Origin of the sequence: Kribbella sp. NPDC023972, from assembly GCF_040639075.1 — a bacterium.
Classification (GTDB): Bacteria; Actinomycetota; Actinomycetes; order Propionibacteriales; family Kribbellaceae; genus Kribbella.
Genome location: NZ_JBEZZH010000001.1, coordinates 241,974 through 265,623 on the forward strand (window position 1 = coordinate 241,974; position 23,650 = coordinate 265,623).

General features: G+C 69.0%; 20 protein-coding genes. 10 read left to right on the forward strand and 10 right to left on the reverse strand.

Annotated elements, in window-relative coordinates:
- Positions 1-47: 47 nt before the first annotated feature.
- The 8 genes from dacB to AB0F43_RS01135 all read left to right on the forward strand — a co-directional run bounded on the left by dacB (position 48) and on the right by AB0F43_RS01135 (position 9,349).
- Positions 48-1,583 carry a D-alanyl-D-alanine carboxypeptidase/D-alanyl-D-alanine-endopeptidase gene (dacB, locus tag AB0F43_RS01100; RefSeq protein WP_360468879.1) on the forward strand — a complete coding sequence of 512 codons (1,536 nt, stop codon included), beginning with the start codon at positions 48-50 and terminating at the stop codon, positions 1,581-1,583.
- A gap of 40 nt (positions 1,584-1,623) precedes the next feature.
- Positions 1,624-1,833 carry a hypothetical protein gene (locus AB0F43_RS01105; protein ID WP_360468881.1) on the forward strand — a complete coding sequence of 70 codons (210 nt, stop codon included), beginning with the start codon at positions 1,624-1,626 and terminating at the stop codon, positions 1,831-1,833.
- Positions 1,834-1,856: 23 nt separating this feature from the next.
- Positions 1,857-2,759: a GNAT family N-acetyltransferase gene (locus AB0F43_RS01110; protein WP_360468883.1), complete on the forward strand. Its 903-nt coding sequence runs from the start codon at positions 1,857-1,859 to the stop codon at positions 2,757-2,759.
- Positions 2,760-2,849: 90 nt separating this feature from the next.
- Positions 2,850-3,431 carry an ArsR family transcriptional regulator gene (locus AB0F43_RS01115; RefSeq protein ID WP_360468885.1) on the forward strand — a complete coding sequence of 194 codons (582 nt, stop codon included), beginning with the start codon at positions 2,850-2,852 and terminating at the stop codon, positions 3,429-3,431.
- A 14-nt stretch (positions 3,432-3,445) separates the two neighbouring features.
- A complete protein-coding gene (locus AB0F43_RS01120; RefSeq protein WP_360468887.1) occupies positions 3,446-4,717 on the forward strand; it encodes an MFS transporter in 1,272 nt (423 codons plus the stop codon).
- A gap of 129 nt (positions 4,718-4,846) precedes the next feature.
- A complete protein-coding gene (locus AB0F43_RS01125; RefSeq protein ID WP_360468888.1) occupies positions 4,847-6,463 on the forward strand; it encodes a Wzz/FepE/Etk N-terminal domain-containing protein in 1,617 nt (538 codons plus the stop codon).
- A gap of 7 nt (positions 6,464-6,470) precedes the next feature.
- Positions 6,471-7,841 carry an O-antigen ligase family protein gene (locus AB0F43_RS01130; protein WP_360468890.1) on the forward strand — a complete coding sequence of 457 codons (1,371 nt, stop codon included), beginning with the start codon at positions 6,471-6,473 and terminating at the stop codon, positions 7,839-7,841.
- Positions 7,838-9,349, forward strand: a complete 1,512-nt coding sequence (locus AB0F43_RS01135) for a right-handed parallel beta-helix repeat-containing protein (RefSeq protein ID WP_360468892.1) — start codon at positions 7,838-7,840, stop codon at positions 9,347-9,349. The genes AB0F43_RS01130 and AB0F43_RS01135 overlap by 4 nt, the downstream gene beginning before the upstream one ends.
- Positions 9,350-9,427: 78 nt before the next feature.
- On the opposite strand, the gene hisF is transcribed toward AB0F43_RS01135, so the two are convergent.
- Genes hisF through priA form a run of 7 tightly spaced genes read right to left on the reverse strand, consistent with a single transcriptional unit; the run spans position 9,428 to position 17,596 of the window.
- Positions 9,428-10,189 (reverse strand): imidazole glycerol phosphate synthase subunit HisF, encoded by a 762-nt coding sequence (gene hisF / locus AB0F43_RS01140; RefSeq protein WP_360468894.1) that lies wholly within the window; start codon positions 10,187-10,189, stop codon positions 9,428-9,430.
- A gap of 15 nt (positions 10,190-10,204) precedes the next feature.
- A complete protein-coding gene (locus AB0F43_RS01145) occupies positions 10,205-10,783 on the reverse strand; it encodes a hypothetical protein (protein ID WP_360468896.1) in 579 nt (192 codons plus the stop codon).
- Between the two features lie 48 nt (positions 10,784-10,831).
- Positions 10,832-11,764, reverse strand: a complete 933-nt coding sequence (locus AB0F43_RS01150) for a lysophospholipid acyltransferase family protein (protein WP_360468898.1) — start codon at positions 11,762-11,764, stop codon at positions 10,832-10,834.
- Positions 11,764-13,344, reverse strand: coding sequence for a lactate racemase domain-containing protein (locus AB0F43_RS01155; protein WP_360468900.1), 1,581 nt, complete (start codon positions 13,342-13,344; stop codon positions 11,764-11,766). Before AB0F43_RS01155 ends, AB0F43_RS01150 begins: the two co-directional genes overlap by 1 nt.
- A gap of 33 nt (positions 13,345-13,377) precedes the next feature.
- The gene (locus AB0F43_RS01160) at positions 13,378-14,574 is read right to left on the reverse strand and encodes a zinc-binding dehydrogenase (RefSeq protein WP_360468902.1); all 1,197 of its coding nucleotides are present in this window, start codon (positions 14,572-14,574) and stop codon (positions 13,378-13,380) included.
- Positions 14,571-16,862, reverse strand: a complete 2,292-nt coding sequence (locus AB0F43_RS01165; RefSeq protein ID WP_360468904.1) for an HAD-IB family hydrolase — start codon at positions 16,860-16,862, stop codon at positions 14,571-14,573. Before AB0F43_RS01165 ends, AB0F43_RS01160 begins: the two co-directional genes overlap by 4 nt.
- Positions 16,859-17,596, reverse strand: coding sequence for a bifunctional 1-(5-phosphoribosyl)-5-((5-phosphoribosylamino)methylideneamino)imidazole-4-carboxamide isomerase/phosphoribosylanthranilate isomerase PriA (gene priA / locus AB0F43_RS01170; protein WP_360468906.1), 738 nt, complete (start codon positions 17,594-17,596; stop codon positions 16,859-16,861). Before priA ends, AB0F43_RS01165 begins: the two co-directional genes overlap by 4 nt.
- Before the next feature lie 123 nt (positions 17,597-17,719).
- On the opposite strand from priA, the gene AB0F43_RS01175 reads away from it, so the two are divergent.
- Positions 17,720-18,886, forward strand: coding sequence for a cytochrome P450 (locus AB0F43_RS01175; RefSeq protein WP_360468908.1), 1,167 nt, complete (start codon positions 17,720-17,722; stop codon positions 18,884-18,886).
- Between the two features lie 81 nt (positions 18,887-18,967).
- On the opposite strand, the gene AB0F43_RS01180 is transcribed toward AB0F43_RS01175, so the two are convergent.
- A complete protein-coding gene (locus AB0F43_RS01180) occupies positions 18,968-19,732 on the reverse strand; it encodes a class I SAM-dependent methyltransferase (protein WP_360468910.1) in 765 nt (254 codons plus the stop codon).
- A gap of 53 nt (positions 19,733-19,785) precedes the next feature.
- Between AB0F43_RS01180 and AB0F43_RS01185 the strand changes: the two genes are divergently transcribed.
- Complete coding sequence (locus AB0F43_RS01185; protein WP_360468912.1) at positions 19,786-20,262, forward strand: GAF domain-containing protein; 477 nt, start codon at positions 19,786-19,788, stop codon at positions 20,260-20,262.
- A 7-nt stretch (positions 20,263-20,269) separates the two neighbouring features.
- Here AB0F43_RS01185 and AB0F43_RS01190 read toward each other — a convergent pair whose 3' ends face one another.
- A complete protein-coding gene (locus tag AB0F43_RS01190) occupies positions 20,270-21,046 on the reverse strand; it encodes a TSUP family transporter (protein ID WP_360468914.1) in 777 nt (258 codons plus the stop codon).
- 683 nt (positions 21,047-21,729) lie between these two features.
- A complete protein-coding gene (locus AB0F43_RS01195; RefSeq protein ID WP_360468916.1) occupies positions 21,730-23,493 on the reverse strand; it encodes a proline--tRNA ligase in 1,764 nt (587 codons plus the stop codon).
- Positions 23,494-23,650: the final 157 nt, after the last annotated feature.

Below are 23,650 nucleotides of genomic sequence, written 5' to 3' on the forward strand. Positions count from 1 at the left end.
GGAGGGGTGTTCTCGTGAGGCATTTACCGAGAGTGTCAGGACGCGGGGTGATCGCCGCGATGGCCGTACTCGCGACTGCCGTCGGCGGGGTCGTCACGCAGTCGGCCGGAGCGCCGGCGACCGTGCATGCGACGCCGCTGCAGCAGCGGCTCGACAGCCTGCTCAACGACAGCCGTTACAACGGGTCACAGGTCGCGCTGGTGGTCCGGGACGCGACGACCGGCGAGACGTTGTACGACCGCAACGGCGGCCAGCGGATGCTGCCCGCGTCGAACACCAAGCTCTTCTCCTCGGCGGCCGCGATGCACGTCCTCGGCCCGTCGTACCGCTTCCACACCGACGTCCTGGCGACCGGACCGGTCCATGGCGGCCAGTTGCTCGGAAATCTCTATCTCAAGGGGTACGGCGACCCGACCGCACTCGAATCCGATTACGCCGGACTCGCCAAGCAACTCGCCCAGTCCGGCGTACGCCGGGTGATCGGTGACCTGATCGCGGACGACACGTACTTCGACCGCGTCCGGCTCGGTGACAGCTGGGCGTGGGACGACGAGTCGTTCTACTACTCGGCCCAGATCTCCGCCCTCACCCTGGCGCCGGACACGGACTACGACTCCGGTACGGCGATCGTCGAAAGCCGGCCTGGCGCGTCGGTCGGAGCACCGGTCGACCTCACGCTCGTCCAGGCGAACGGCGTACTCAAGCCGGTCAACACCGCCAAGACCGGCGCGGCCGGATCGTCGAACACGCTGAACGTCGAGCGCGAGCACGGCACGAACATCGTCCGAGTGACCGGCTCGGTGCCGCTGGGCGCGTCGGTCGGCCAGGACTGGGTGACGGTCTGGGAGCCGGAGGTGTACGCGGCCGACGTGTTCCGGCGCGCGCTCGCGGCCCAGGGCATCAGCGTCATCGGGAAGATCAAGAACGCGGGCTCCCCCACCACGGCCCGCGTCCTCGCCCGGGACGAGTCGATGACGGTCGGCGAACTGATGAACCCGTTCCTCAAGCTGTCCAACAACATGCATGCCGAGACTCTGGTCAAGGCGATGGGCGCGGTGGCCGAGGCTGAGGGCAGCTGGTCCGCCGGCCTGGGTGTCGTCACCGACTATGCGAAGGACATCGGCGTCGACACCACCACGATCCGGTTGTCCGACGGCTCGGGTCTGTCCCGCAAGGTGAACGTGACCGCCGACAGCATCACCGACCTGCTGATCGGGGTTCAGAAGGAGCCGTGGTGGCAGCAGTGGTACGACGCCCTGCCGATCGCTGGCAACGCGGACCGCTTCACTGGCGGCACCCTGCGCAGCCGCATGCGCAACACACCGGCCGCGAACAACCTGCACGGCAAAACCGGCTCCCTCACCGGCGTCACCTCGCTGTCCGGCTACGTCACAAACGCCGACGGCCGCAAGCTGGTGTTCGCGATGATCAGCAACAACTACCTGGTCAGCCCTCGTTCGATCGAGGACGCGGTCGGCGTCACCCTCGCCTCCTGGTCGGACCAGGCACCGGCAGCCCTCAGCCCCAACACCCTCCGAACCACCCCCACGACCTGCGACCTCGAATGGGACAAGGCCTGCTAAACCGTTAGACAGTACGGCGGTCATTCCCCACGATGACGAAATGACCGCCGTACTGCCCGAGACCTACACCGTCCGCCCACCGGCCAAGGAAGACGCCGAGACGGTGCTGGCGCTGGTGTCCGCCTACAACACCGCGGTCGTCGGGTTCGCCGACTACACGCTCGACGACGCTGTCGACGCGCTCACTGAGCCCGGGGTCGAGCCGGCGACGGACGCCTGGCTGGTCTGGCGGCGTGAGGTGAGGGTGTGATGGAGGGCTTCAGCGTTCGTCCGATGGCCGTGGACGATGCTGTGCTGATCGCTGAGCGGAGTGCCGCTTACACGAGCGCGCTGCTCGGGTTCGCGAAGCACAGTTTCGAGGATGTCGCGAACTATCTGCGGGATCCCGGGTTCAACCCCGAGACGGATGGCTGGGTTGCACTCGACGCCGACGGGGAGTTCGCCGGGTCGGCGACAGCGGCGGTGAACAGTGACGGGTCGCGGGTGAATCTCGAGGTGCTGAGTGAGGTCCCGGCGGTGGCCGGGTGGCTGCTTGATCGTGCCGTCGAGCGGGCCGGACAGGCCGGGCCGGGCGAGGTGGTCCTGAGTGTCGGCGTGATCCGGCAGGACGAGTTCCTACCGGAGATCGTGGCCGCGAAGGGCTTCGCGATCGATACGTCGATTCACCGGATGCGGATCAGCTTCGATGGCGCGGTCGAGCGACCCGCCGTGCCGGCTGGAGCAGTGGTACGGCGCGGGGCCTTCGACGACGCGAGTCGCCGGGCGGCGCACGCCGTACTGGTGGAGGCGTTCAGCACGCAGCCGGGAGCGGATCCGCGGCCGTATGACGATTGGGCGGCGTCACGGGAGAGCCGGTCGACCTTCGACTGGTCGCAGCTGACCACGGTCGAGCACGACGGGCGGGCGGTCGCAGTCAGCGAGTGCAACGACAACTTCGTCAGCACCGACAACTGCGGCTACATCGGCCGGCTCGCCGTCGTACCGGACGCTCGTGGCAAGGGGCTCGCGAAGTACCTGCTGTACGACGCCTTCGCCACCGACGCGGCCGCCGGCCGGGCCGGCACCATGCTGCACGTCGACAGCTCGAACCCCACGCCGGCCGTTGGTCTCTACACCTCGGTCGGCATGCGTCCCGACCTGATCAGCGACATTTGGCGCAAGACGATCCAGGGATAGATACCTCCTCGCCACCTGCTGCCGGCGCATGCCCCGCACCCGAGGCCGTAGGTCTTGCATCCCAGAGATCTGAGAGATTACTCTCGAAACATGTCTCTCAGAAATCCGTACGGTGACTTCGAGATCACCGACCCGCAGGCGATGCGGGCGCTGGCGCATCCCGTCCGGCTGGCGGCGCTGAGCTGGCTGCAGAAGAACGGCCCGGCCACGGCGACGCAGCTGTCCGAGCATGTGGGCGCGTCGCCGTCGGTCACCAGCTGGCATCTGCGTCACCTGGCCAACTTCGGCCTGGTGATCGACGAGCAGCCACCGGATGCGGACAAGCGGCAACGGTGGTGGCGGGCGGCGGCCCGCGGGTTCCGGTACGAGATGCCGGACACCCCCGAGGGCAACGAGGCCGGCCGGCTGCTCCGCGCCGAGATGATGAACCAGGCGCTGGAGGCGGCTCAGCAGTGGCTGGTCGAGACCGAACCCGAGCTCGATCCCGAGTGGAGCCGCCTGGCCGGCTCGGCGAACACCCGGCTGATCCTCACAACCGCCGAGGCCGAGGCGATCGAGGACGCCATCGAGCAGCTGCTCGCGCCCTACGTCCAGCGCGGCGAAGAGGGCGCCCCCGCGGACGCCTGCGCGGTCCGTTACCTCCGCATGTCATTGCCTGAAGCACCGAACTGATCGGGGCACCTACCGTGAAGACTCTTGCCGCCACGAGTCTCTGGCGTGACCGGCGGTTCCGGACCTTCTGGTCCGCGCAGACCGTGTCGGAGTTCGGCGACCGGGTCACCGAGCTGGCCTTGCCGCTGATCGCCGTACTGCTGCTCGACGCGTCACCCAGCCAGGTCGGCCTTCTCACCGCCGCGGTCTGGTTGCCGAACATCGCGTCGCTGTTCATCGGCACCTGGGTCGACCACCGGCCGGACAAGCGCCCGCTGATGATCGCGGCGGATGTCGCCCGGGCGATCCTGCTGCTCACCCTGCCCGCGGCGTACTGGCTGGACATGCTGACGCTGGGCCATCTCTACGTGATCGCGATCCTGGCCGGCACCGCCGACGTCGTGTTCGGTACGTCGTACGCCTCGTTCTTCGTCCGGCTCGTGTCCCGCGAGCAGTTCCTGGAGGCGAACAGCAAGCTCTCGGCCACCCGGTCGATCTCGTTCATGGGTGGACCGGCGGTCGCGGGCGCACTCGTGCAGTGGCTGACCGCGCCGGTCGCGATCGTGATCGACGCGTTCTCGTTCCTGATAGCGGCGTTCCAGCTCAGCCGCGTCAAGACGCCCGCCGGTCAGACAGAGGAGGCTGCCGAACCGCTCCTCCAGCGCGCCCGGGCCGGGATGCGCTACCTGCTTCGTCATCCGTACCTGCGCAGAAGCCTGGGCTGCGCGACGACGGTGAACTTCTTCAACCTGATCAGCCTGGCCCTGCTCGTGCTGTTCGCCAGCCGCAACCTCGAGCTGTCCGCCGGGACGATCGGTCTGGCCTTCGGGATCGGCGCCACCGGCGGCCTGCTCGGCGCCCTGGCCGCCTCGCCGCTGAGCCGGATCTTCGGCGCCGGGCGGGTGATCGCGGCCAGTTCGATCATCTTCCCGGGCTCGGTCGCGATCGCCGCGCTCGCCGATGGTCCGACCTGGGTCCGGGCCGCCGCCCTCGCCGCGGCCGAGTTCGTCGGGGCGTTCGCGGTGATGTGCTTCGACGTACCGCTCAACTCGCTGCAGGCCGCCGTCACCCACGACCACATGCGGAGCCGGGTCGCGGGGGCGTTCAGCAGCATCAACTACGGCGTCCGCCCGCTCGGCGCGGTCGTCGGCGGCTTCCTCGGAACGTGGATCGGCGTTCGCGAGACGCTGCTCGTGTCCGCGGCCGGCGGCCTCCTCGCCGTACTGTGGTTGCTGCGCTCCCCTATCATCCGCACCGGGGACCTCGACGGCCTACGCCCACCGGGATACCTGATCGCCTGTGAGTGATCACGGACGGTGAAACTTGTGCTGGACCAGGACTCTCGGCGACTGTCGTCTATCATCAGAGAGGGGGGCGCACTGCGTTGGCGGGGGGCGGGGGTGCACCGAAGTCCAAGGCGCGACTGAGGTGAGGCCATGAAGGCCACCAGAATTGACCAAGCACGATTCGAACCGACTGTGATCGGTGCGGTACGCCGCTACCGGATCATGGTCCTGGTCGTCGCGCTGCTGACGGCCGGGGCGGCGGTAGGGTACTCGCTGCAGCAGACGGAGCTGTTCCGTGCGTACGCCACGGTCACGGTGCCGCAGGGCCCGCTCGCCGAGGGCGAGGACCGAACGCAGTACCTCGACAGCCAGGTGCTTCTCCTGCAGTCACAGGAGGTCGCCGACCGGGCGGCTCGCATCGCCAACACGTCCCTCAACGACAACGTGCTGACCCGGCGCGACTTCTCGGGCGTGGACGCGTCGTTGGTGATCACCCCGCCGGAGCAGGCCGCGCCGGGCGGCTTCGGCTCCACCATCGTCGCCCTGACGTTCACCTGGCCGGGCGCCAAGGTGGCCCAGACCGGTGTGAACGCGGTGCTCCAGGCCTTCGACGACGTACGGTCCGCCACCATCGCTGCTCAAGGGGCGGCCCACGTCGCCGCTATCGAGCGGTCGATCAAGGACTTCCGCACCCAGGGCCAGCTGTCCGACCTGCTGAACCAGCGCTCGCGGGCACTGGTCGACCTACAACTGGACATGGCCACCCATCCGACCATCGCTTGGGCCGCCGAACCGCAGGTTCCGATCAACGCCAACTCGAAACGGTCCGGCGCCATCGGCCTGTTGGCCGGGCTCGTGCTGGCTGCCGGGCTGGCGTACCTGCGGGCCAGCCGCCGCCGGTGCCTCGACGATCGGCTCGACCCGGTCGCGATCTACGACGCGCCCCTGATGGGGGACATCCCGCCGGGCGCGAAGCGCATCCTCTTGCCGGCCGCCGATCCACTCCCGATGGCCGTCGATCCGCAGTCCCAGGCCGCGGAGGCGTTCCGGTTCACCGCGGCATCGGTCGAGCGCATGCGCGCCGTCCGGGACGACCGGCTGGCCGTCGTCTTCGTCTCTCCGGACCGCGTCGCCTACCGGAGCTCGGTCGTTGCCAACATCGCGCTCGCGGTCGCCGAGAGTGGGACGCCCGTCCTTGCGATCGACGCGGACACCACCACGAGCACCCTCACCAGCCTCCTGCTGCCCGGCAGCCCGCAGGCCGACGGCTTCGAGCAGGTCGTGGCCGGGTGCCGTCAGGTGGGCGAATGCATCGAGCCCAGCCCGCTCAACGCGGACGTGACCGTTCTCCGGGCCGGACCCTCTCGGGTCCAGCGGACCACCGGCAAAGCCTACGCCGAGGCAGTGGAGCAACTGATCCAGGAAGCCAAGCAGTCCTTCGCCCTGGTGCTGATCGACAGCCCCGCCGTGCTGCGAGTGGCGAATGCCGTCGAACTGGTGGACGGGGCCGATGCCTCCGTCGTCGTCCTCGGCCCCGGCGAACCGGTCGAGGATCACGTGGCGATGGTCGAGCGGCTGGAGCAGGTCGACTCCGGACTGGTCGGCTACATCTTCCGCCGGGCCGGCCGTGGTCCGAGGTTCCTCCGCCGGCTGCGGGAGCGGATCGCCGCCCGGACCACTCGCCGTACTGGCCCTCAGGCCGTGCCATCGGCCGAACTGCTGGCATTCCGGCGGCCCAAGGACCGTCGTACGTCGGCGCGGAACTGAGACCGGGATGTCGTCGCCCACCAGTACGGTTCTGGGCGCCCGGACGCAGGGCGGGCGCCTGTTCGTCCTGTACGGACGCTTGCTCGGCCCGCTCCTGGCCGGATACCTGTTGTTCGACCGGGCCTTCGCTTACCTGCACCTGCCGGGCAGTCCGTTGTTCGTCGGCGAGATGGTGCTGGGGGTCGGGGCGGCGGCTGTTGTCGTGTCCACGCGGTTCATCAAGGTGCCGCTCAGAGACGAGCCGATCCTCGCGTTGCTGCTGGCGTTCGCTGCCTGGGGTCTGATCCGGATGGTGCCCGGTGTCGCCACCTACCAGCTCGATGCGCTGCGGGACGCCGCGCTCTGGTTCTACTGCCTGTTCGCCTTCTTCGTGATGGCCGCGCTGGCCAGGTCGCCGGAACTCCTCGACCGGTTGATCGCCGGGCTCACTCGGCTGACGCCCTGGTTGCTGCTGTGGCTGCCGTTCGCCGTGGTGCTCCATCCGCTCTCCGCGACAGCGCCGGCTGTACCCTTCACCACCGTGTCGGTGCTGTCGCACAAGTCCGGGAACGCGGCCGTCGCAGCGCTGCTCGTGCTCGGGTGCATGTGGCTGCTGCCCGGCACTCGCAGCGCTCGCAGCCGCGTGGTCTGGAGCCTGATGGCGCTCCTGACCATCGCCCTCGCCGCGACCCAGAACCGGGGCGGCATGGTCGGCGTGATGGCCGGCGGAGCGGTCGGGCTGGCGTTCCTCCGCAACCGCCTTGGTCTCGCCGCGCGCGTCGTACTCGTGTTCGCCGTCGGCTTGGGCGTGGCATCGCTGCTGTCGCTGAAGGTTCCGCTCGGCGGACTGCAGGGCCGAGAGTTCTCGGCGTCTCAGCTGATCGCCAACGTGGCGAGCCTCGGTGGGTCGGACTCACCCGGCAACCTAGGTGGCACCGTCGAGGGGCGGGAGCAACTGTGGACGCGGATCCTCGACAAACAGGTCACGGACGGCCATCTCGTCGACGGGTCCGGCTTCGGTCAGAACCTGGCCAGCGAGGTCGGGATCTACGACGCAGGCAAGGACACCTTGCGCAGCCCGCACAACTCCCACCTGCACATCCTGGCCCGGATGGGTCTGGTCGGCCTCTCCTTGTGGATCGCCTTGTGGGTCGGCTGGTACTGGCGCATGGCCGCGGGGTGCCGGCGCCTGGCGCGAGAAGGGCTACACACCAGACGCCAGGTCGGTGTGCTCTCGCTGATGCTCACCACGGCGGTGCTTGTGTCCTGCTTCTTCGACCCTGAGTTGGAGGGACCGCAGGTGGCGGCACTGTTGTGGACCACGGTCGGGATCGGCGTGGCGGTCACCACGATCCGGCCCTGGTTCCGTGATGCACCGTCCGAGCGAGACGGACCGTGAGTCGGCGTCATTGGATCGCGGCGGCCTGCGCACTGGGGGCGCTGCTGGCAGTGTCGTGGCCCTTCGACGACATCGAATCCGCCGCACCTGGTCATGCCGGTCTCACCGGTCCTGTTGGACCGCGGCCGAGATCCTGTGACGGTGTCACAGTCGGGCCGGCCGACAACCTCCAGCAGGTGATCGACGCCCAGCCGTCCGGTACGACGTACTGCCTCTCCCCCGGTGTGTACCGCCTGGAGCAACCACTACGACCGAAGGAAGGCGACGCGGTCATCGGGCGGCCGGGCGCCGTCATCAGCGGATCGAAGGTGCTGACCGGCTGGCGGCAGAGCGGCGGGGCCTGGTCGACCACGGGATTCCTGCCTGCTGCTCCCAGCACCCACGGCGAGTGTCTGGCGGACGTGCCGACCTGCACGTACGCCGAGGACGTCTTCGTCGACAGGCGGCGGCTGGCCCGGGTGGAATCCAGGTCGGCCGTGACCGGCGGCACGGTCCATGCCGACTACGCGACGAACACGATCACGATCGGCGACGATCCTGCCCTGCGCTTGGTCGAGCAGGCCGTCGCGCACAGCCTCATCCAGGCGACCGTCGACGACGTGACGGTCGCCAACCTGGTCCTCGAGCAAGCCGCCAACGAGGCTCAGGTCGCCGCGGTCGAGAGCCGTCAGACAAGGCCGTACCGGATGGGATCCGGCTGGCGGATCCTGCACAACGAGGTGCGCCTCAACCATGGCGTCGGTCTCGGCCTGGCCGACGACGCCGTCGTCACCGGCAACTTCGTGCACCACCAGGGTCAGCTCGGTTTCGGTGCCTGGGGCAACGGATCGGTGGTCAGCGGCAACGAGATCTCGGTCAACGGTGTGGCCGGCTACTCGGCGAACTGGGAGGCGGGCGGCAGCAAGAGCTGGCAGACCGACCGGCACACGGTCAGGCACAACTACGTCCACGACAACCTCGGTCCAGGACTGTGGACGGACGGCGGCAACATCCGCACGGAGTACTCGCACAACAGGATCACCGGCAACTGGGGAGCCGGCATCCAGCACGAGATCAGCTACGACGCGACCATCCGGCACAACGAGATCTCCGGTAACGGCCGGCGGCACCGCGGCTGGGCCTGGGAGGCAGGCATCCAGATCCAGTCGTCCGGCGGGACCGGGCTCATCGAGGTCACCGGCAACACCCTGAGCGACAACGCGAACGGTATCGCCTTGATCGAGAGCGGCGGCCGAGCCGGGGAACTGCCGGCGCCGCACGGCCCGCACGTCGTCCGCAACGTGTGGGTCCACGGCAATCGCGTCACGATGTCCGACGGCCAGACCACCGGCGCCGTCCAGGACATCGGCGACACCGCCGTCTACACCGAGAACAACAACCGCTTCGAGAACAACACGTACGTCGTGCCGTCACTCAGCGAGCCGTACTTCACCTGGCACGACACCCACCTGACCTGGTCCGAGTGGCGCGCCCTCGGCAACGACGCCGGCGGCCGCGCCACCAGCTGAGCTCAGCTGAGGTCGTCGTTCAACCGGGAAAGGAGACGGCCCAGGTCGGCTGGGTTCCAGCGGTCCAGGTGTTCACACTCACCGGACCACGATCCCTGCGTCGCGCAGGGCCTTCTTCACGTCGGCGATCCGGAGGTCGCCGAAGTGGAACACGCTGGCGGCCAGGACGGCGTCCGCACCGGCCTGGACCGCGGGCGGGAAGTGCTCGGGTGCCCCCGCTCCCCCGCTGGCGATCAGCGGTACGTCGACCACCGCGCGGACCGCCCGGATCAGCTCCAGGTCGAAGCCCTGCTTGGTGCCGTCGGCGTCCATCGAGTTCAGCAGGATCTCCCCCGCGCCCAGCTCGCATCCCCGCTGGGCCCACTCGATCGCGTCCAGCCCGGCCGACTTGCGGCCACCATGTGTGGTCACCTCGAATCCGCTCGGCTGGTCCGGCGCCCGGCGTACGTCGAGGGACAGCACCAGCACCTGGTTGCCGAACCGGTGGGCGATCTCGCGGATCACCTCCGGCCGGGCGATCGCACCGGTGTTGATCCCGACTTTGTCCGCGCCGGCCCGCAGCAGCCGGTCCACGTCCGTCGCCTCGCGCACACCGCCACCGACGGTGAGCGGGATGAACACCTGCTCGGCGGTCCGCCGAACCACGTCGTACGTCGTCTCGCGCGACCCCGACGAGGCGGTGATGTCGAGGAAGGTGAGCTCGTCGGCACCCTCCGCGTCGTACACCTGGGCCATCTCGACCGGGTCCCCGGCGTCGCGCAGGTCGGTGAAATTGACACCTTTGACCACCCGGCCGGCATCGACGTCCAGGCACGGAATCACTCGCACGGCAAGACTCACGCGGACAGCCTAGCGTCAGGCAGGGAGGACCCAGCCCGCGATGAGGCCCAGGAGCATAGCGCCGGCGAGGAAGGCGAGGATCAGCGGCAGGCGGCTGGTCCCGTTCCGGGGCGCGCCAGGCACTTGCGGCAGGCCGAACATCAGGCTTACCCGCCTCGGCAGCACAACACCACGCTGACCCGCTGCATGCAGCCCGTCGCGGATCGCCTCGCGCACCGGCGCGGCGACGGGGAGGGTGATGGCCACGTCGGTGATCGGATCACGCAGCCGCAGCATGCCGCTGGAGCCGCCGCTGCGGCCAGGTTCCCACCGGGCTTCGGTCAGCGCCGCGAGGTCGAGTGACTGCCGCCCGAGCATGGTGGTCACCTCCAGGTACTGTCCCCGCAGTCGCGGCCCGAAGCCGACGTTGCCCACGAGCATCGCGATGACGACGATCCCGACCGCGGAGGCCCCGATCGCCACCATCGCCCCGGTCTCGCCGCCCTCGCCCCGCGGGCCGAAGAAGCCCAAGAAAGGCAGGATCACCACGGTCAGAACCGCACTGACGCCGTACCGGATCGTGCGCGAGATCCGGCGCGGCGGTGTCTGATTCACGCGGGCAAGCGTAATCAGCCCAGGTGTCAGAGCAGCAGTACGCTCACGTCACTTCCAGGCGCGGCGTTTGGTGGCGGGGGGTTTGATCGGGGCGGTGGACTCCCAGACGCGGCGCCAGCGGGCGGCGTCGGGGCCGGACTGGGACGGCGAGGCGCCGATCGCGACGCGGCGACGGGCCTCCCACCAGGTGGTCGACTCCTCGTCCAGCAGGGCCGACACCGCGGCGGAGATCTTCGGCGCGAAGTCGCGGGCGCTCTCGCCCTCGGCCGGCGTCAGCGGGTCGCCGTACCGGACCGCGACCGTCGGGCGGCCGGGAACCGGCCAGCCGCGGCCGCGCGGCATCGCGGCGAACGAGCCCTTGATCCCGACCGGGACCACCGGCACGCCGTGCTCGACGGCCAGGTACGCCGCGCCCATCCGGAACCGCTCCATCCACCCGTCCGGCGACCGGGTGCCCTCCGGGAAGACGACCACGTTCCAGCCGTCCGCGAGCAGGTCGCCCGGGGTCGAGCTGAGCTTGCCGCCGCGGCGCTCGATCGGGAACGTGTTGAACACGATCGCCGACGCGGTCGCCCGCCACCAGGTGTCGAAGAAGTAGTCCGCCGCGGCGGCCACCGCGGTCTTGCGCCGCATCGAGTCCGGCAGCGTGCACAGCAGCAGCGGGGTGTCCAGGTGCGACGAGTGGTTCGCCACGATCAGGGCCGGACCGTTCAGCTTGAACAGCGAGTCGAGTCCGCTGACGTGCGGGTTCACCTCGAACCGCAGCACCGAGTTGAGCGCGCCCTTCTGCAGCACCTCGCGGACCGCGATCGCGGCCGGGGTCCGGGCCCACTTGGTCGGGAAGACCGAGGTTTCCTTGGGGATCACGTACGGCTCGGCCGACCGCGGTACCTGCGGCCGCCGGCCCCACCGCCAGCCGCGCGCGACCTGCTTCACGTCGCGTGCGGTGTCACGGCTGAACTTCACCAGGCTGGTCCCCATCAGCGCACGTCCGCGAGCAGGTGCGGCGGGTTGTGCAGGTACGTGATCGACGGCGACCGGCCGACCGAGTGGCTGACCATCTCCAGCGCGTCCTGCAGCGTCGACGCGGACCGGAACCCCATCCGCTCGACCGTCTTGCGGTTCGCGCCGACCCAGACGATGTCACCGCAGTGGTCCAGCGCGTGCGAGATCCAGTACCACATGTAGAACGGGTGCACGCCGTGGTACGCGTACGACGTCCGGTACAGGTGGATGTACCAAGGGTCCTCGGCGTACTGCTTCTCGAACTTCGCCTCGATCGTGGCCGGATCGGTGCTCTCGGCAAGCACTTCCTCGAAGAAGTCGACGTACGACGGGTGGTGCAGCTGGCTGAACTCGTACGGCACCGGGTGGTAGAGGATCACCGCGCCGTCCTTGCGGACCACGGGATTGCCCCGGTACGAGTTGAAGTAGTAGCCCAGCCCCATGCAGGCAGCCAGGATCGGGTTCATCACCGAGTTCACGTTGTACGGGCCGACGAACGGCACGCCCATGATCGCGACGTCCGACTGGCCCTGCACCTCGACCAGGTGCTGGCGGTGCACGTTCTCGAGCGTCTTGTCGTGCACCGGCTCGATCTTGCCGGCGTTGATCCCGGTCAGGCCGTAGTTCGAGCGGACCTCGGTGAAGATCTTGTGCCGCAGCTTGTTCGGCGCGGCCGCCAGCGCTCGCTTGGTGCCGAGCATCGAGGCCTGGTCCTTGATCGACCACTCCCACTCGCGCTTCTGCAGGAACTCCAGCGGACCGCCGAAGATGTCGTTGTTCAGTGTCGTCTCGATCTGGAAGACCTTGACGTGCTCGGTCAGCACCGCGCCCATCCGCCAGGCCGAGTGGTGCATCTTCGAGGCCTTGTGATCCATGAACGACCGCGAGTGGATCAACGTGTGGCTGTTGTGGTGGTGCTTCAGCGACTTGTAGGACGCCAGCCCGATCGACGTCGACTTGTGGCCGCCGTCCATCGCCACCAGGTTCACGTTCACGTAGACCAACAGGTCCGACTCGGCCGCCCGCTTGGAGATCTCGACGTCCTCACCGTGCTTCGTCTGGCCCAGGTGGGTCAGGTTGGCGGTGTCCTCGGCGTCGAAGTTGTACAGCTTGCCGTCGGGGAAGAACGACCGGAACACCCGCTCGCCGACGATGTCGCGCAGCTCGTTCGGGGTGAGCCGACGGTGCAGGGCGTTCGCCGAGATCAGCTCGACGTCGTCGACCCCGGCGTCGGCCGCCATCGTCAGCACGGCCTCGATGATGCGCTGCCGGATGTCCGGCTTCTTCATCGGCGGCAACGGCAGCGAGATGTCGTCGAACGCGATCGTCAGCCGCATCCCCGGCCGCAGCAGCTCCGGCAGCGGCTCCGACTCGATCGGGTTGAGCAGCGCGTTCTGGATCGACTCCTCCACGTCGCGCACCGGCGGCAGCGCCTCGGGCGGGTACACCACCCTGGTACCGAGCGGGAACCGCTCCAGCAGGAACCCCTCACCGTTGTGCACGAGCAGCGGCGGCGTCCGGTCGTCCACCTCAAGCACAAACCCTGGCCGAGACATGTCAGAACCTCTCTCGTCGTACGTTCAGCGCCCTCATGAGGCCCTCACATCGAAAGCAACCTTGACCGTGCCCAGTCGGCCGGCCGAGTGCGCGTGGTCGATCGCCTCGCGCCAGCGGTACAGCGGGTAGCGCGCACCGACGATGCCGTCCAGCGGCGCCTTGGCGGCGAGCTCCAGCGCCGTCTCGAAGGCCGGCTGGTCGTTCGGCTCGTCCCGCGCGGACGCGTAGGTGCCGGTCAGTTCCAGCTCCCGGAACCACACCGGCGACAGGTCGGCGCCGCTGGCCGGCATCCCGGACAGCACCACCCGGCCACCGGCCTTGGTCACCCGCAGCACGGTGTCGATCGAGTCCTTGCTGCCGACCGCGTCCACGGCGATGTCCACACCACCGAGCAGGAATTCCTTGGCCAGCTCCGGCTTCAACCGGAACGCACCGGTCGAGCGCCGTACCCCGCGGAAGACCTCGTCGGGGGCGACCACGTCGCTGGCGCCGAACGCCCGGGCGAGCTCGCGCTGCTTGGCGTGTTTGGCGACGACCGTGATCCGGCCGGCCTGGGTCAGCTCGCGCAGCGCGAGGGTCGCGAACAGACCGACCGCGCCGGCCCCGCTGACCAGGATCGACTGCCCTGGCTCCACCTTCGCCCGCAGGGCGGTGTGCACGGCGCAGGCCAGCGGCTCCGTCAGTACGGCGCGCTCGTCGGACATCCCGTCCGGTACGGCGTACAACTGGCTGCGGTGCGCGACCATCACGTTGCCCCAGCCGCCGCCGGTGTCCTGGCAGAACCCGGTCTGCAGACCCGGCGCCACGTGACCGACCGTGATGCGGTCGCACCGGTTGGTGTTGCCGGACGCGCAGCCCTGACAGGGCTCGACACCGCGAGCCGCGCAGGTCAGGACGGAGTCCATCACCACGCGGGTGCCCTTCGGCAGGTCTTCGCAGTCGTCGAGCAACTCGCCGACGATCTCGTGACCGGGGACGAACGGCATCGACACCATTGCGGAGAAGTACAGCTTGGTCGAACCGGTGACCATGCCGAGGTCGGAACCGCAGATGCCGGACAGGATCGGGCGGATCCGCGCCCAGCCCTCCCGGTCGGCCTTCGGCTCGTTGATGGTGACGAGGCGCAGCGGCGCGGCGGGGCCGGTCAGGATGCCGGGGATCCGGCCGCCGACCGCCTTGGCCGCCAGGTACTTGGCCGGTGACCGGTACATCTCGAGGGCGAGCATCATCGGGCGTTCACCCCAGGCAGCTCCAGTCGGGACGAGGTGGACGGGGTCTTCCAGTCGACGATCTGCCAGCGCGCGGCCCGGGCGGCCCGGAACAGCGACACGTCCGGCGAGACGGCGACCGGATTGCCGACGACCGACAGCATCGGCAGGTCCGAGTGGCTGTCGGCGTAGGCGTAGGACTTGGACAGGTCGATGTTCGTGCCGCGGGCGCGGTGCTTGATCCACGCGGCCCGGGACTCACCGACCAGCGGCGGCCCGGACAGGAACCCGGTGCAGCGGCCGCGGTCGTCGACGGCCAGCTCGGCCGCGACGATCTCGTCGAACAGCGGCTCCAGCGGCCGGGTCAGCGGCCGGATCGCACCGGTGATCAGGATCGTCTTGTGACCGGCCGCGCGGTGCTCGCGGATCCGCCGTACGGCGTCACCACTCAGCCGCTCCAGGACGTGCTCGGCCAGGAGCTCGTCGACGATCCGGTTCAGCTCTTCGAGGTCGGCGCCCTCGTACCGGCGGTAGATCGTGCGCAGGAAGGTGCCGCGGTCCTTGCGCTCGGCCGAGATCAGCTTCGGCAACTTGCGCAGCATCGAGCCGATCTCACCGACCCGCTGGTGGCTGTCCAGCTCGGGCAGCCGCATCCACAGGTAGGTCTCGATCACGTTCGAGGACAGCAGCGTGCCGTCCATGTCGAAGGCCGCGATCACCTCGGCGTCCTGTTGCGGCTCGACCTTCTTGAGGACACCCGCGGACTCGGCCAGCGCCTTGTTCCGCTTCTTGCGTACGACGTCCAGCCGGCGAAGCGAGTCGGTGACGCTCGGACAGTGCACTTCCTGCAGGTAGTGCTGCCAGTCGACGATCGAGGTGTCGCACCAGAATTTCTCCCGGTCGTCGCCCTCGAGCGCGTTGTGCAGGGCAAGCACGTTGTCGTCGATGAACTGGAGCTCCGCCTGTGCGTACTCGGAGTACAGATCCATGTAGCGGCGGAGGAAGTCGAGCCGACGCTTCTGGACGTCGAGCTCGCGCGCGTACTTCCGGGTCCGCTCGCCACGCGGGACGTGGGTGATGATCTTGTCGGCGATCTTGTGCGCGCGTTCGCCGTACCGCAGCATGCTCTCGACCGAGTCGCCGCCGGGGAACTTCCAGACCGGCAGCCGGACGGCGCCGCGCTCGCCCAGATCGAAGGGGTGCTTGGAGAAGTACGCCCGGACGCCGGCGTACAGCTGCTCGAAGGTCAGCGGGTTCCGCGCGCCGGAGCTGACGTGGTAGTACTCCGGCTTCGACAGCTCCGGCTCGGTCGCCATCACCGCGCAGATCGCGCCGACGACGTGGTCGACCGGGATGATCTCGACCACGGAGTCCGGGCTGGCCGGGAACTCGGGCAGCTCGCCGCGGCCGTAGGCCAGGATCAGCGGCTCGGCCATCTTGAAGCCCTCGATCCAGCCCGGGTGCGGGCTCTGCACCGCGGACTCGATGATGGCCGGCCGGACGATCGAGGTCGGCAGCGTGGCCGCGAACTCCTCGACCACCCGCTCGCCGAGGGCCTTGGTGAACGTGTAGCAGTCGGTCCAGCCGAGGCTGCGGGCCCGCTCGGTGCCGGTCTCGACCAGCTTCTTCGCGACCCACTCGGTCCGGCGCCGCTCGGTGTCGGACGCGGCGGTCAGGTGGCCGGCCCGGCGGTGCAGCTTCTCGGCGTCCTTGCGGAACTTGGCCAGCATCGGGGCGGAGCGGGACTGCTCCTCGACCCGGGCCTTCATCGCCATCCCGGCCTCGGCCTCGGTCCGCCAGTCGACGGTGTGGTCGACCGGGGCCTCCGGGATCGCGCCGCGCCGGCGGCCCGCCGTGTACGCCGTGGAGATGTGCACGTAATGAACCTGACGGCCAGTTTCGACGATGCGCTCGAGCAGGCTCTTGGTGCCGAGCACGTTGGTCGTGAACGCCTCGTGGATCGGCGGGTCGAAGCTGACGTCGCCGGCGCAGTGCACGACGATGTCGAGATCCTTGGGCAGCTCCGGTACGTCGGACAGGTCACCCTCGACGACCTGGATCCGGGCCGCGGCCAGGGCCTCGGCGTCGGCGTACTCGGTGCCCTCGCCGTAGAACGGCTTGAAGATGTCCTTCTTCAGCAGTTGCGCCATCCGGGCGGTGCCGGTCAGCGACCCCTTGGGACGGATGATCGCGACGACCGTCGTGCCGGGGAGGTCCCCGATGATCCGGTGCAGCAGCGCCTCACCGACGAACCCGGTGACGCCGGTGACCAGGACCTTCTTGTCCTTGAGCTTGTCGGCCAGACTCACTTGTCGCCTCCACGCGTGAGCTCGAGTGCCTCGGTCAGGGTGAACGCACCGGCGTACAGGGCCTTACCCACGATGACGCCCTCGACGCCATCCTTGACCAGCGTGCTGAGTGCCTTGAGGTCGTCGAGGCTGGAAACCCCGCCCGAGGCGATGATCGGCTTGTCGGTCCGCGCGCACAGGTCGCGGTACAGGTCGAGGTTGGGGCCCTGGAGCATGCCGTCCTTGGTCACGTCGGTGACGACGTACCGCTCGCAGCCGGCCGCTTCCAGCCGCTCGAGCACCTCGTAGAGGTCGCCGCCCTCCTTGGTCCAGCCGCGGGCCGCCAGGGTCCGGCCGCGGACGTCCAGCCCGATCGCGACCCGGTCGCCGTACTGCTGGATGATCCGGTCGCACCACTGCGGGTCCTCCAGCGCGGCGGTGCCGATGTTGACCCGGCGCGCCCCGGTGGCGAGGGCCGCCGCCAGCGAGTCGTCGTCACGGATGCCGCCGGACAGCTCGACCTGGACGTCCAGCTTTCCGGTCACGTCCGCGAGCAGCTCACGGTTGCTGCCGCGGCCGAACGCGGCGTCCAGGTCGACCAGGTGGATCCACTCGGCGCCGGCTTCCTGCCACGCCATCGCGGCCGCCAGCGGATCGCCGTACGACGTCTCGCTTCCGGCCTCCCCTTGCACCAGCCGGACCGCCTGACCGTCCGCCACATCGACGGCAGGCAGCAGCACCAGGTTCTCAGACATGGCCCACACCCTAGATGGCCTGAGTTCGGATTTCGTAACCCGCTGCCCTGTTGAGTCGTTGGGATCCAATCTGTCGCAGCAATACCACTCTAGACAGTGGTCTGATCGCCTTAGGGTGGCCGCATGGTCACCCTGGAGCAGCTCGCGGCGGATCCGCACCCAGCCCTCGCGGACCTCCGCCCGATCGGTTGGGTGGACGCCCTCGACGGCTGGGTGGTCGCTTCCCGCGACCTCGCGCTGGCCGTACTGCGTGACCCGGAGACCTTCACCGTCGACGATCCCCGCTTCTCGACCGCGCAGGTCGTCGGCCCGTCGATGCTGTCGCTGGACGGTGCCGCACACAAGGCGCACCGGGACCCGTTCGAGTCGCCGTTCGGCCTGGCCGAGACCCGCCGCCGCTTCACAACCTTCGTGCAGCAGACCGTCGCCGACTTGATCACCGCCATCCAGCCGCCGGCCGCTGGAGTTGGCGTCGACGGCCCGTCGGCCGGCCGAGTTGTCGACCTGCGGCGGACTGTGGCCGGGCCGTTGTCTGTGGCGGTGGTGGCCTACTCGCTCGGCTTACCGCCCACCTCGGCCTCGACGGTGCTGGATTGGTACACCGCGATCTCCGACTCGGTCAGCGGTGTCTCGGCCGGCCGGGAGGTGACGCGCGAGGGTGCCGACGCGTTCGCCCAGCTGCACGCACACGTTGCCTCAGGCATCGATTCCGCCGACTCGCTGATCGCCACCGCGGCGCACGCCGGCCTTGGCGTCGACGAGGTGGTCGCAAACGCGGCCGTGCTGATGTTCGGCGGGATCGAGACCACCGAGGGCATGATCACCAACGCCCTCTGGCACCTGCTCAACCACCGCGACCAGCTGGACCTGGTACTTGCCGACCCATCGCTACTGCCGAACGCATTGGAGGAATCCCTGCGCCTGGAGCCGGCCGCCGCCGTGGTCGACCGCTACGCCACCCGCGACGTCGAGGTGGCCGGCGCACCGATCCGTCGCGGCGATCTGGTGACGGTCTCCTTGGCCGGCGCGGGCCGCGATCCCGCCGTCTTCCCATCGCCGGACGTGTACGACGTACGCCGTAGCAACGCACGCCGTCACCTGGCTTTCGCCAGCGGTCCGCACATCTGCCTGGGCATGCATCTGACGCGCCTGGAGACCCAGGCCGCGGTCAGCGCCCTCCTCGACCTCCCGGGCCTCCGCCTCGACCCGGCCTCTCCACCCCCACGCGGCCTCGTCTTCCGCAAACCGTCCGCCATCAACGTCAGCTGGGATGTGCGAAAACAAACCTGAGTTCGTCAGATGTCAGCCGCTCGGCGCGGTCTCGCTTCAGCGCCGAGTGCCGCGCAGTAGGCGGGGAACCGTCAGACACGCCTAGGCGATAGGACGCCGGAGCACCAGCATCGCGGCGGGATGCACGGGCATGAGCTTGTCCGGCTCCCGCTCGGCGTCGGCCGCCAGCCGGGCGAACCCCTGCTCGATCTCGTCCTCCGGCAGGTGTTCGAACGTCGACAACGCCCTGTGGGTGAGCCGCTCGTGAGCCTCCCGGAGTGTCCGCGGTTCCTCCGCGCTCACCCAGACAGGCCCCTCGCCGCACCACAGTCCGGCCGTTTCGGCGAGTTCCTTGGCCTGGTCGAGGCTGAGATACATGCCGGCGTCGACCTCGCGTGCGGACGGAAAGTAGTCGTACCAGAACAGATCCGGCATCAGATCCGCGAACTGGCTGCGCAGGAACGCCGCTCCCCCGGGTTTCAGCACCCTGCGCACCTCCTGGAGTGCTTTCAGCTGATCCCGGAAGTGGTGGAACGACAGGAACATCAGCACCCCGTCGGCCGATGCCTCAGGCAACGGAATGTCCTCGGCACTGCCCTTCAGGTAGGTGACACCGGGGTGCGCCGCGGACTCTTGGGCGATCTCCCGCATCCGGTCCGACGGCTCGACGCCGTACGCCTGTCCCCCGAATGCCTCGGCCAGCCCCGGTGTGAGGCGGCCGGTCCCGCTGCCCAGGTCGAGGGTCGTCAGCGGGCGCTCGTCGGGGAGATAGGCCCGGAAGGCTGCGGTCCACCGCCGCACCTCGTCCACTGTCATCCCACGTCCCGCGGCGTACACAGTGCTCAACCGTCCGTTGTAGTCGACCATGCTCAGGACCCTAGTACTGGCGCCGTACGCCGAAGGCCCCGCACAATAACCGCATGACGAAGCTCGCGGCAGCGCAGACCTTGGCCGAGGTGTGCGACATCGTGCGGGTCGAGGCCCGGCGACTCACCGGCGCGCAGGGCGCGACCTTCGTCCTCCGCGAGCAGGACCGCTGCTTCTACGTCGACGAGGACGCGATCGCGCCGCTGTGGAAGGGCCAGCGGTTCCCGATCACCGCCTGCATCAGCGGCTGGGCGATGCTGCACGACGAGATCGCGGTCGTGCCGAACATCGAGCGCGACGAACGCATTCCGCTCGAGGCCTACCTGCCCACCTTCGTCCGCAGCCTGCTGATGGTCCCGGTGGGTTCCCCGAGCCCGGTCGCCGCCATCGGCGCCTACTGGTCCCGCCCCTACCGAGCCACCCAACCGCAGATCGACGCCCTCCAGACCCTGGCAGCCGAGACGGCCGAAGCCATCCAGCGCATCGGCCTGGCCGACGCCCCCTGGGCGCCCACCTTCACCAACGGGTGACGCCGGATCAGCCCCAGAAGACGTCGTACGCCAGGCGGAGGATGAGGGCGGAGACGACGACCAGGAAGACGATGCGGACGAACCGGCTGCCGCGGGCCACGGCGGTGCGGGCGCCGAGGAGGCCGCCGAGCATGTTGGCGGCGCCCATGATCAGGCCGAGGATCCACAGCGGGGCGCCGTTGGCGGCGAAGACGATGATGGCGCCGAGGTTGGTGGCGACGTTGGCGATCTTGGCCTTCGCACTGGCCTGCAGGAAGTTGTAGCCGAGGAAGCCGACCAGCGCGAAGATCAGGAACGAACCGGTGCCCGGTCCGACGGCGCCGTCGTAGAACCCGATCAGTACGCCGACCACACTCGCCGCGACGTAGTGGTCACGGCCGTCGAACCGCAACGCCGTACGCGCACCCAGCGACGGCTTCAGCGCGGTGTAGATCGCGACTCCGACCAGCAGCACCAGCACGATCGGCTTGAACCACGACATCGGGATCTTCGTCGCCACCAACGCACCCGCGGCCGAGCCGAGCCCGGCCAGGATCGCCAGCGGTATGACGGTCCGGCGATCGGGGCGCACTTTCACACCGAACGTCACGGCGCTGGTCGTCGTACCGCACAACGACGAGATCTTGTTGGTCGACAGGATCTGCGCCGGTGTCGCGCCCGGGAGGCCGAGCAGCATGGCGGGCAACTGGATCAACCCGCCACCTCCGACCACGGCGTCGATCCAGCCGGCCGAGAAGGCCGCGATCACCAGGAAGAGCAGGGTCCACAGCGAGACATCAGGCACGGCGGCACACCCGGCGGAAAGCACTCACCCGCCCATGATCGGGTAAGGACGTTGTTTCAAAAAACCCTTACACCGCTGGATGTGACCCACCCCACTCCCCGCTCGTGGCCTGAGAGCTCATCGAGGGGATTGGGGAGCGCTACCCACCTGAATCGACAGGCCAGACTCCCCAGTCGAGCCCGGAGTCCCGGTGAGGTCCCGGTGAGGTCCCGGTGAGGTCCCGGTGAGGTCCCGGTGAGGTCCCGGTGAGGTCCCGGTGAGGTCGCGGTGGGATGCCGGGCGGGCACAGCCTCACACGGGTGGCCGACGTGTACTGATCCGCGCGGTTGGGGGTCGGGTCTGTCGGATGCGTTCGCTGTGGAAGGTGGTCCGATGGTGGACTGGGGAGGATTTTGCCCCGGATTGGGCGCAAAACTCTCCCCAGTCGGCAAGACCCGGACCTGCTGGTCTGGTGGTTCGTCACGAGTACCCGAAGCTGACGACCGGCGACCGGCTCAGATCCCATACCGGTGAACAATCACCCACATATCGGGCATCAGAGCCGAAATTTCTCGCCCACAGTCGACCCCGCCGATCCAGGCGGCCCACCACTCGGGCCTTCCCACCCCCAGACCTCCCACCCCAGGGCTCACCACCTCCCAGTCAGCCAACCCCGCCTCCGTGGAGCGCGGCCGGCCCGTCGGTCAGGCGCGGACGGTGGTGACGAGGTGGTCGACGACCTCTGCCACTGGGATGTCAGCGCGGTTGCCGGAGCGGCGGTCCTTGACCTCGATGGTGCCGTCGGCGAGGCCCTTGCCGACCACCGCGATCGTGGGCACGCCGAGCAGCTCGGCGTCCTTGAACTTCACGCCCGGGGACACCTTCTCGCGGTCGTCGTAGATCACCGTGAGACCGCGCGACTCCAGCTGCGCGGCGAGCTCGGCGGCCTTCTCGAAGACCTCGGAATCCTTGCCGGTGGCAACGAGGTGGACGTCCGCGGGGGCGATCTCGCGCGGCCAGACCAGGCCGAGCTCGTCGTGGTTGCCCTCGGCGATCGCGGCCACCGCGCGGGTGACGCCGACACCGTAGGAGCCCATGGTGACGGTGACGAGCTTGCCGTTCTGGTCCAGCACCTTCAGGTCCAGGGCGTCGGCGTACTTGCGGCCGAGCTGGAAGATGTGGCCCATCTCGATCCCGCGCGCCGTCTCCAGCGGACCCGAACCGTCCGGCGCCTCGTCACCGTCGCGCACCTCGGCGGCCTGGATCGTGCCGTCGGCGGTGAAGTCGCGGCCGTGCACCAGGTTGATCACGTGGAAGCCGGACTTGTCCGCGCCCGTCACCCACGCCGAACCCTCGGCGATCCGGGGGTCGAGCAGGTAGCGGATGCCGGAGGTGTTCTCCTTGCCCAGCACACCGGGCCCGATGTAGCCCTTGGCCAGCGAGGGGAACTTCTCGAAGTCCGACTCCTCGAACGCGACCACCTCAGCGGGCTCCAGCTGGGCGCCCAGCCGCTTCTCGTCGATCGCCCGGTCACCGGGGAGGCCGATCGCCAGCGGCTCGCGGGTGCCGTCGGGGTGCACCACCATGACGAGGACGTTCTTCAGCGTGTCCGCCGCGGTCCACTCGCGACCGTCCGTGCGGGCGTGCTTCGCGTTCAGCGCGTCCACCAGCGTCTCGATCGTGGGCGTGTCCGGGGTGTCGACCACCTCGGCCGCGGGCACCGCGGACGCGTCCACAGGCGCCGCCTGCGGAACCACGACCGCCTCGACGTTGGCGGCGTACCCACCCGGCGAACGGACGAAGGTGTCCTCACCGTTCTCCGCGATGGCCAGGAACTCCTCCGACCGGGAGCCGCCCATCGCGCCGGACATCGCCTTGACGATCACGTAGTCGAAGCCGAGCCGGTCGAAGATCTTGATGTACGCCTGCCGGTGCAGCTCGTAGGACTTCTCCAGGCCCGCGTCGTCGACGTCGAACGAGTACGAGTCCTTCATCACGAACTCGCGCCCGCGCAGCACACCGGCCCGCGGCCGCGCCTCGTCGCGGTACTTGTTTTGGATCTGGTAGATCGACAGCGGCAGGTCCTTGTACGACGAGTAGAGCTCCTTCACGACCAGCGTGAACATCTCCTCGTGCGTCGGCCCGAGCAGCATGTCGGCGCCCTTGCGGTCCTTCAGCCGGAAGATGTTGGGACCGTACTCGGTCCAGCGGCCGGTGGCCTCGTAGGGCTCCCGGGGCAGCAGCGCGGGGAACACCAGCTCCTGCGCACCGATCGCATCCATCTCCTCGCGCACGATCCGCTCGACGTTGCGCAGCACCCGCAGGCCCAGCGGCAGCCAGGTGTAGATGCCGGGCGCGGCCCGCCGGATGTAGCCGGCGCGGACGAGCAGCTTGTGGCTCGGGACCTCCGCGTCCGCCGGGTCCTCGCGAAGGGTGCGGAGGAACAGCGACGACATACGCAAAATCACGGGAGTCTCCAAAAAGCCTGAGAAAGATGGATGGAACAACGGACGTCACAGAGGATATCCGCCCCGCGACCATGCTCTCACCACGTTATCCACAGGTACGGCCGTGGCGCGGATGCAGCAAGCTGCTCGAAGACGTCACCGCACCAGCTGTCACCGG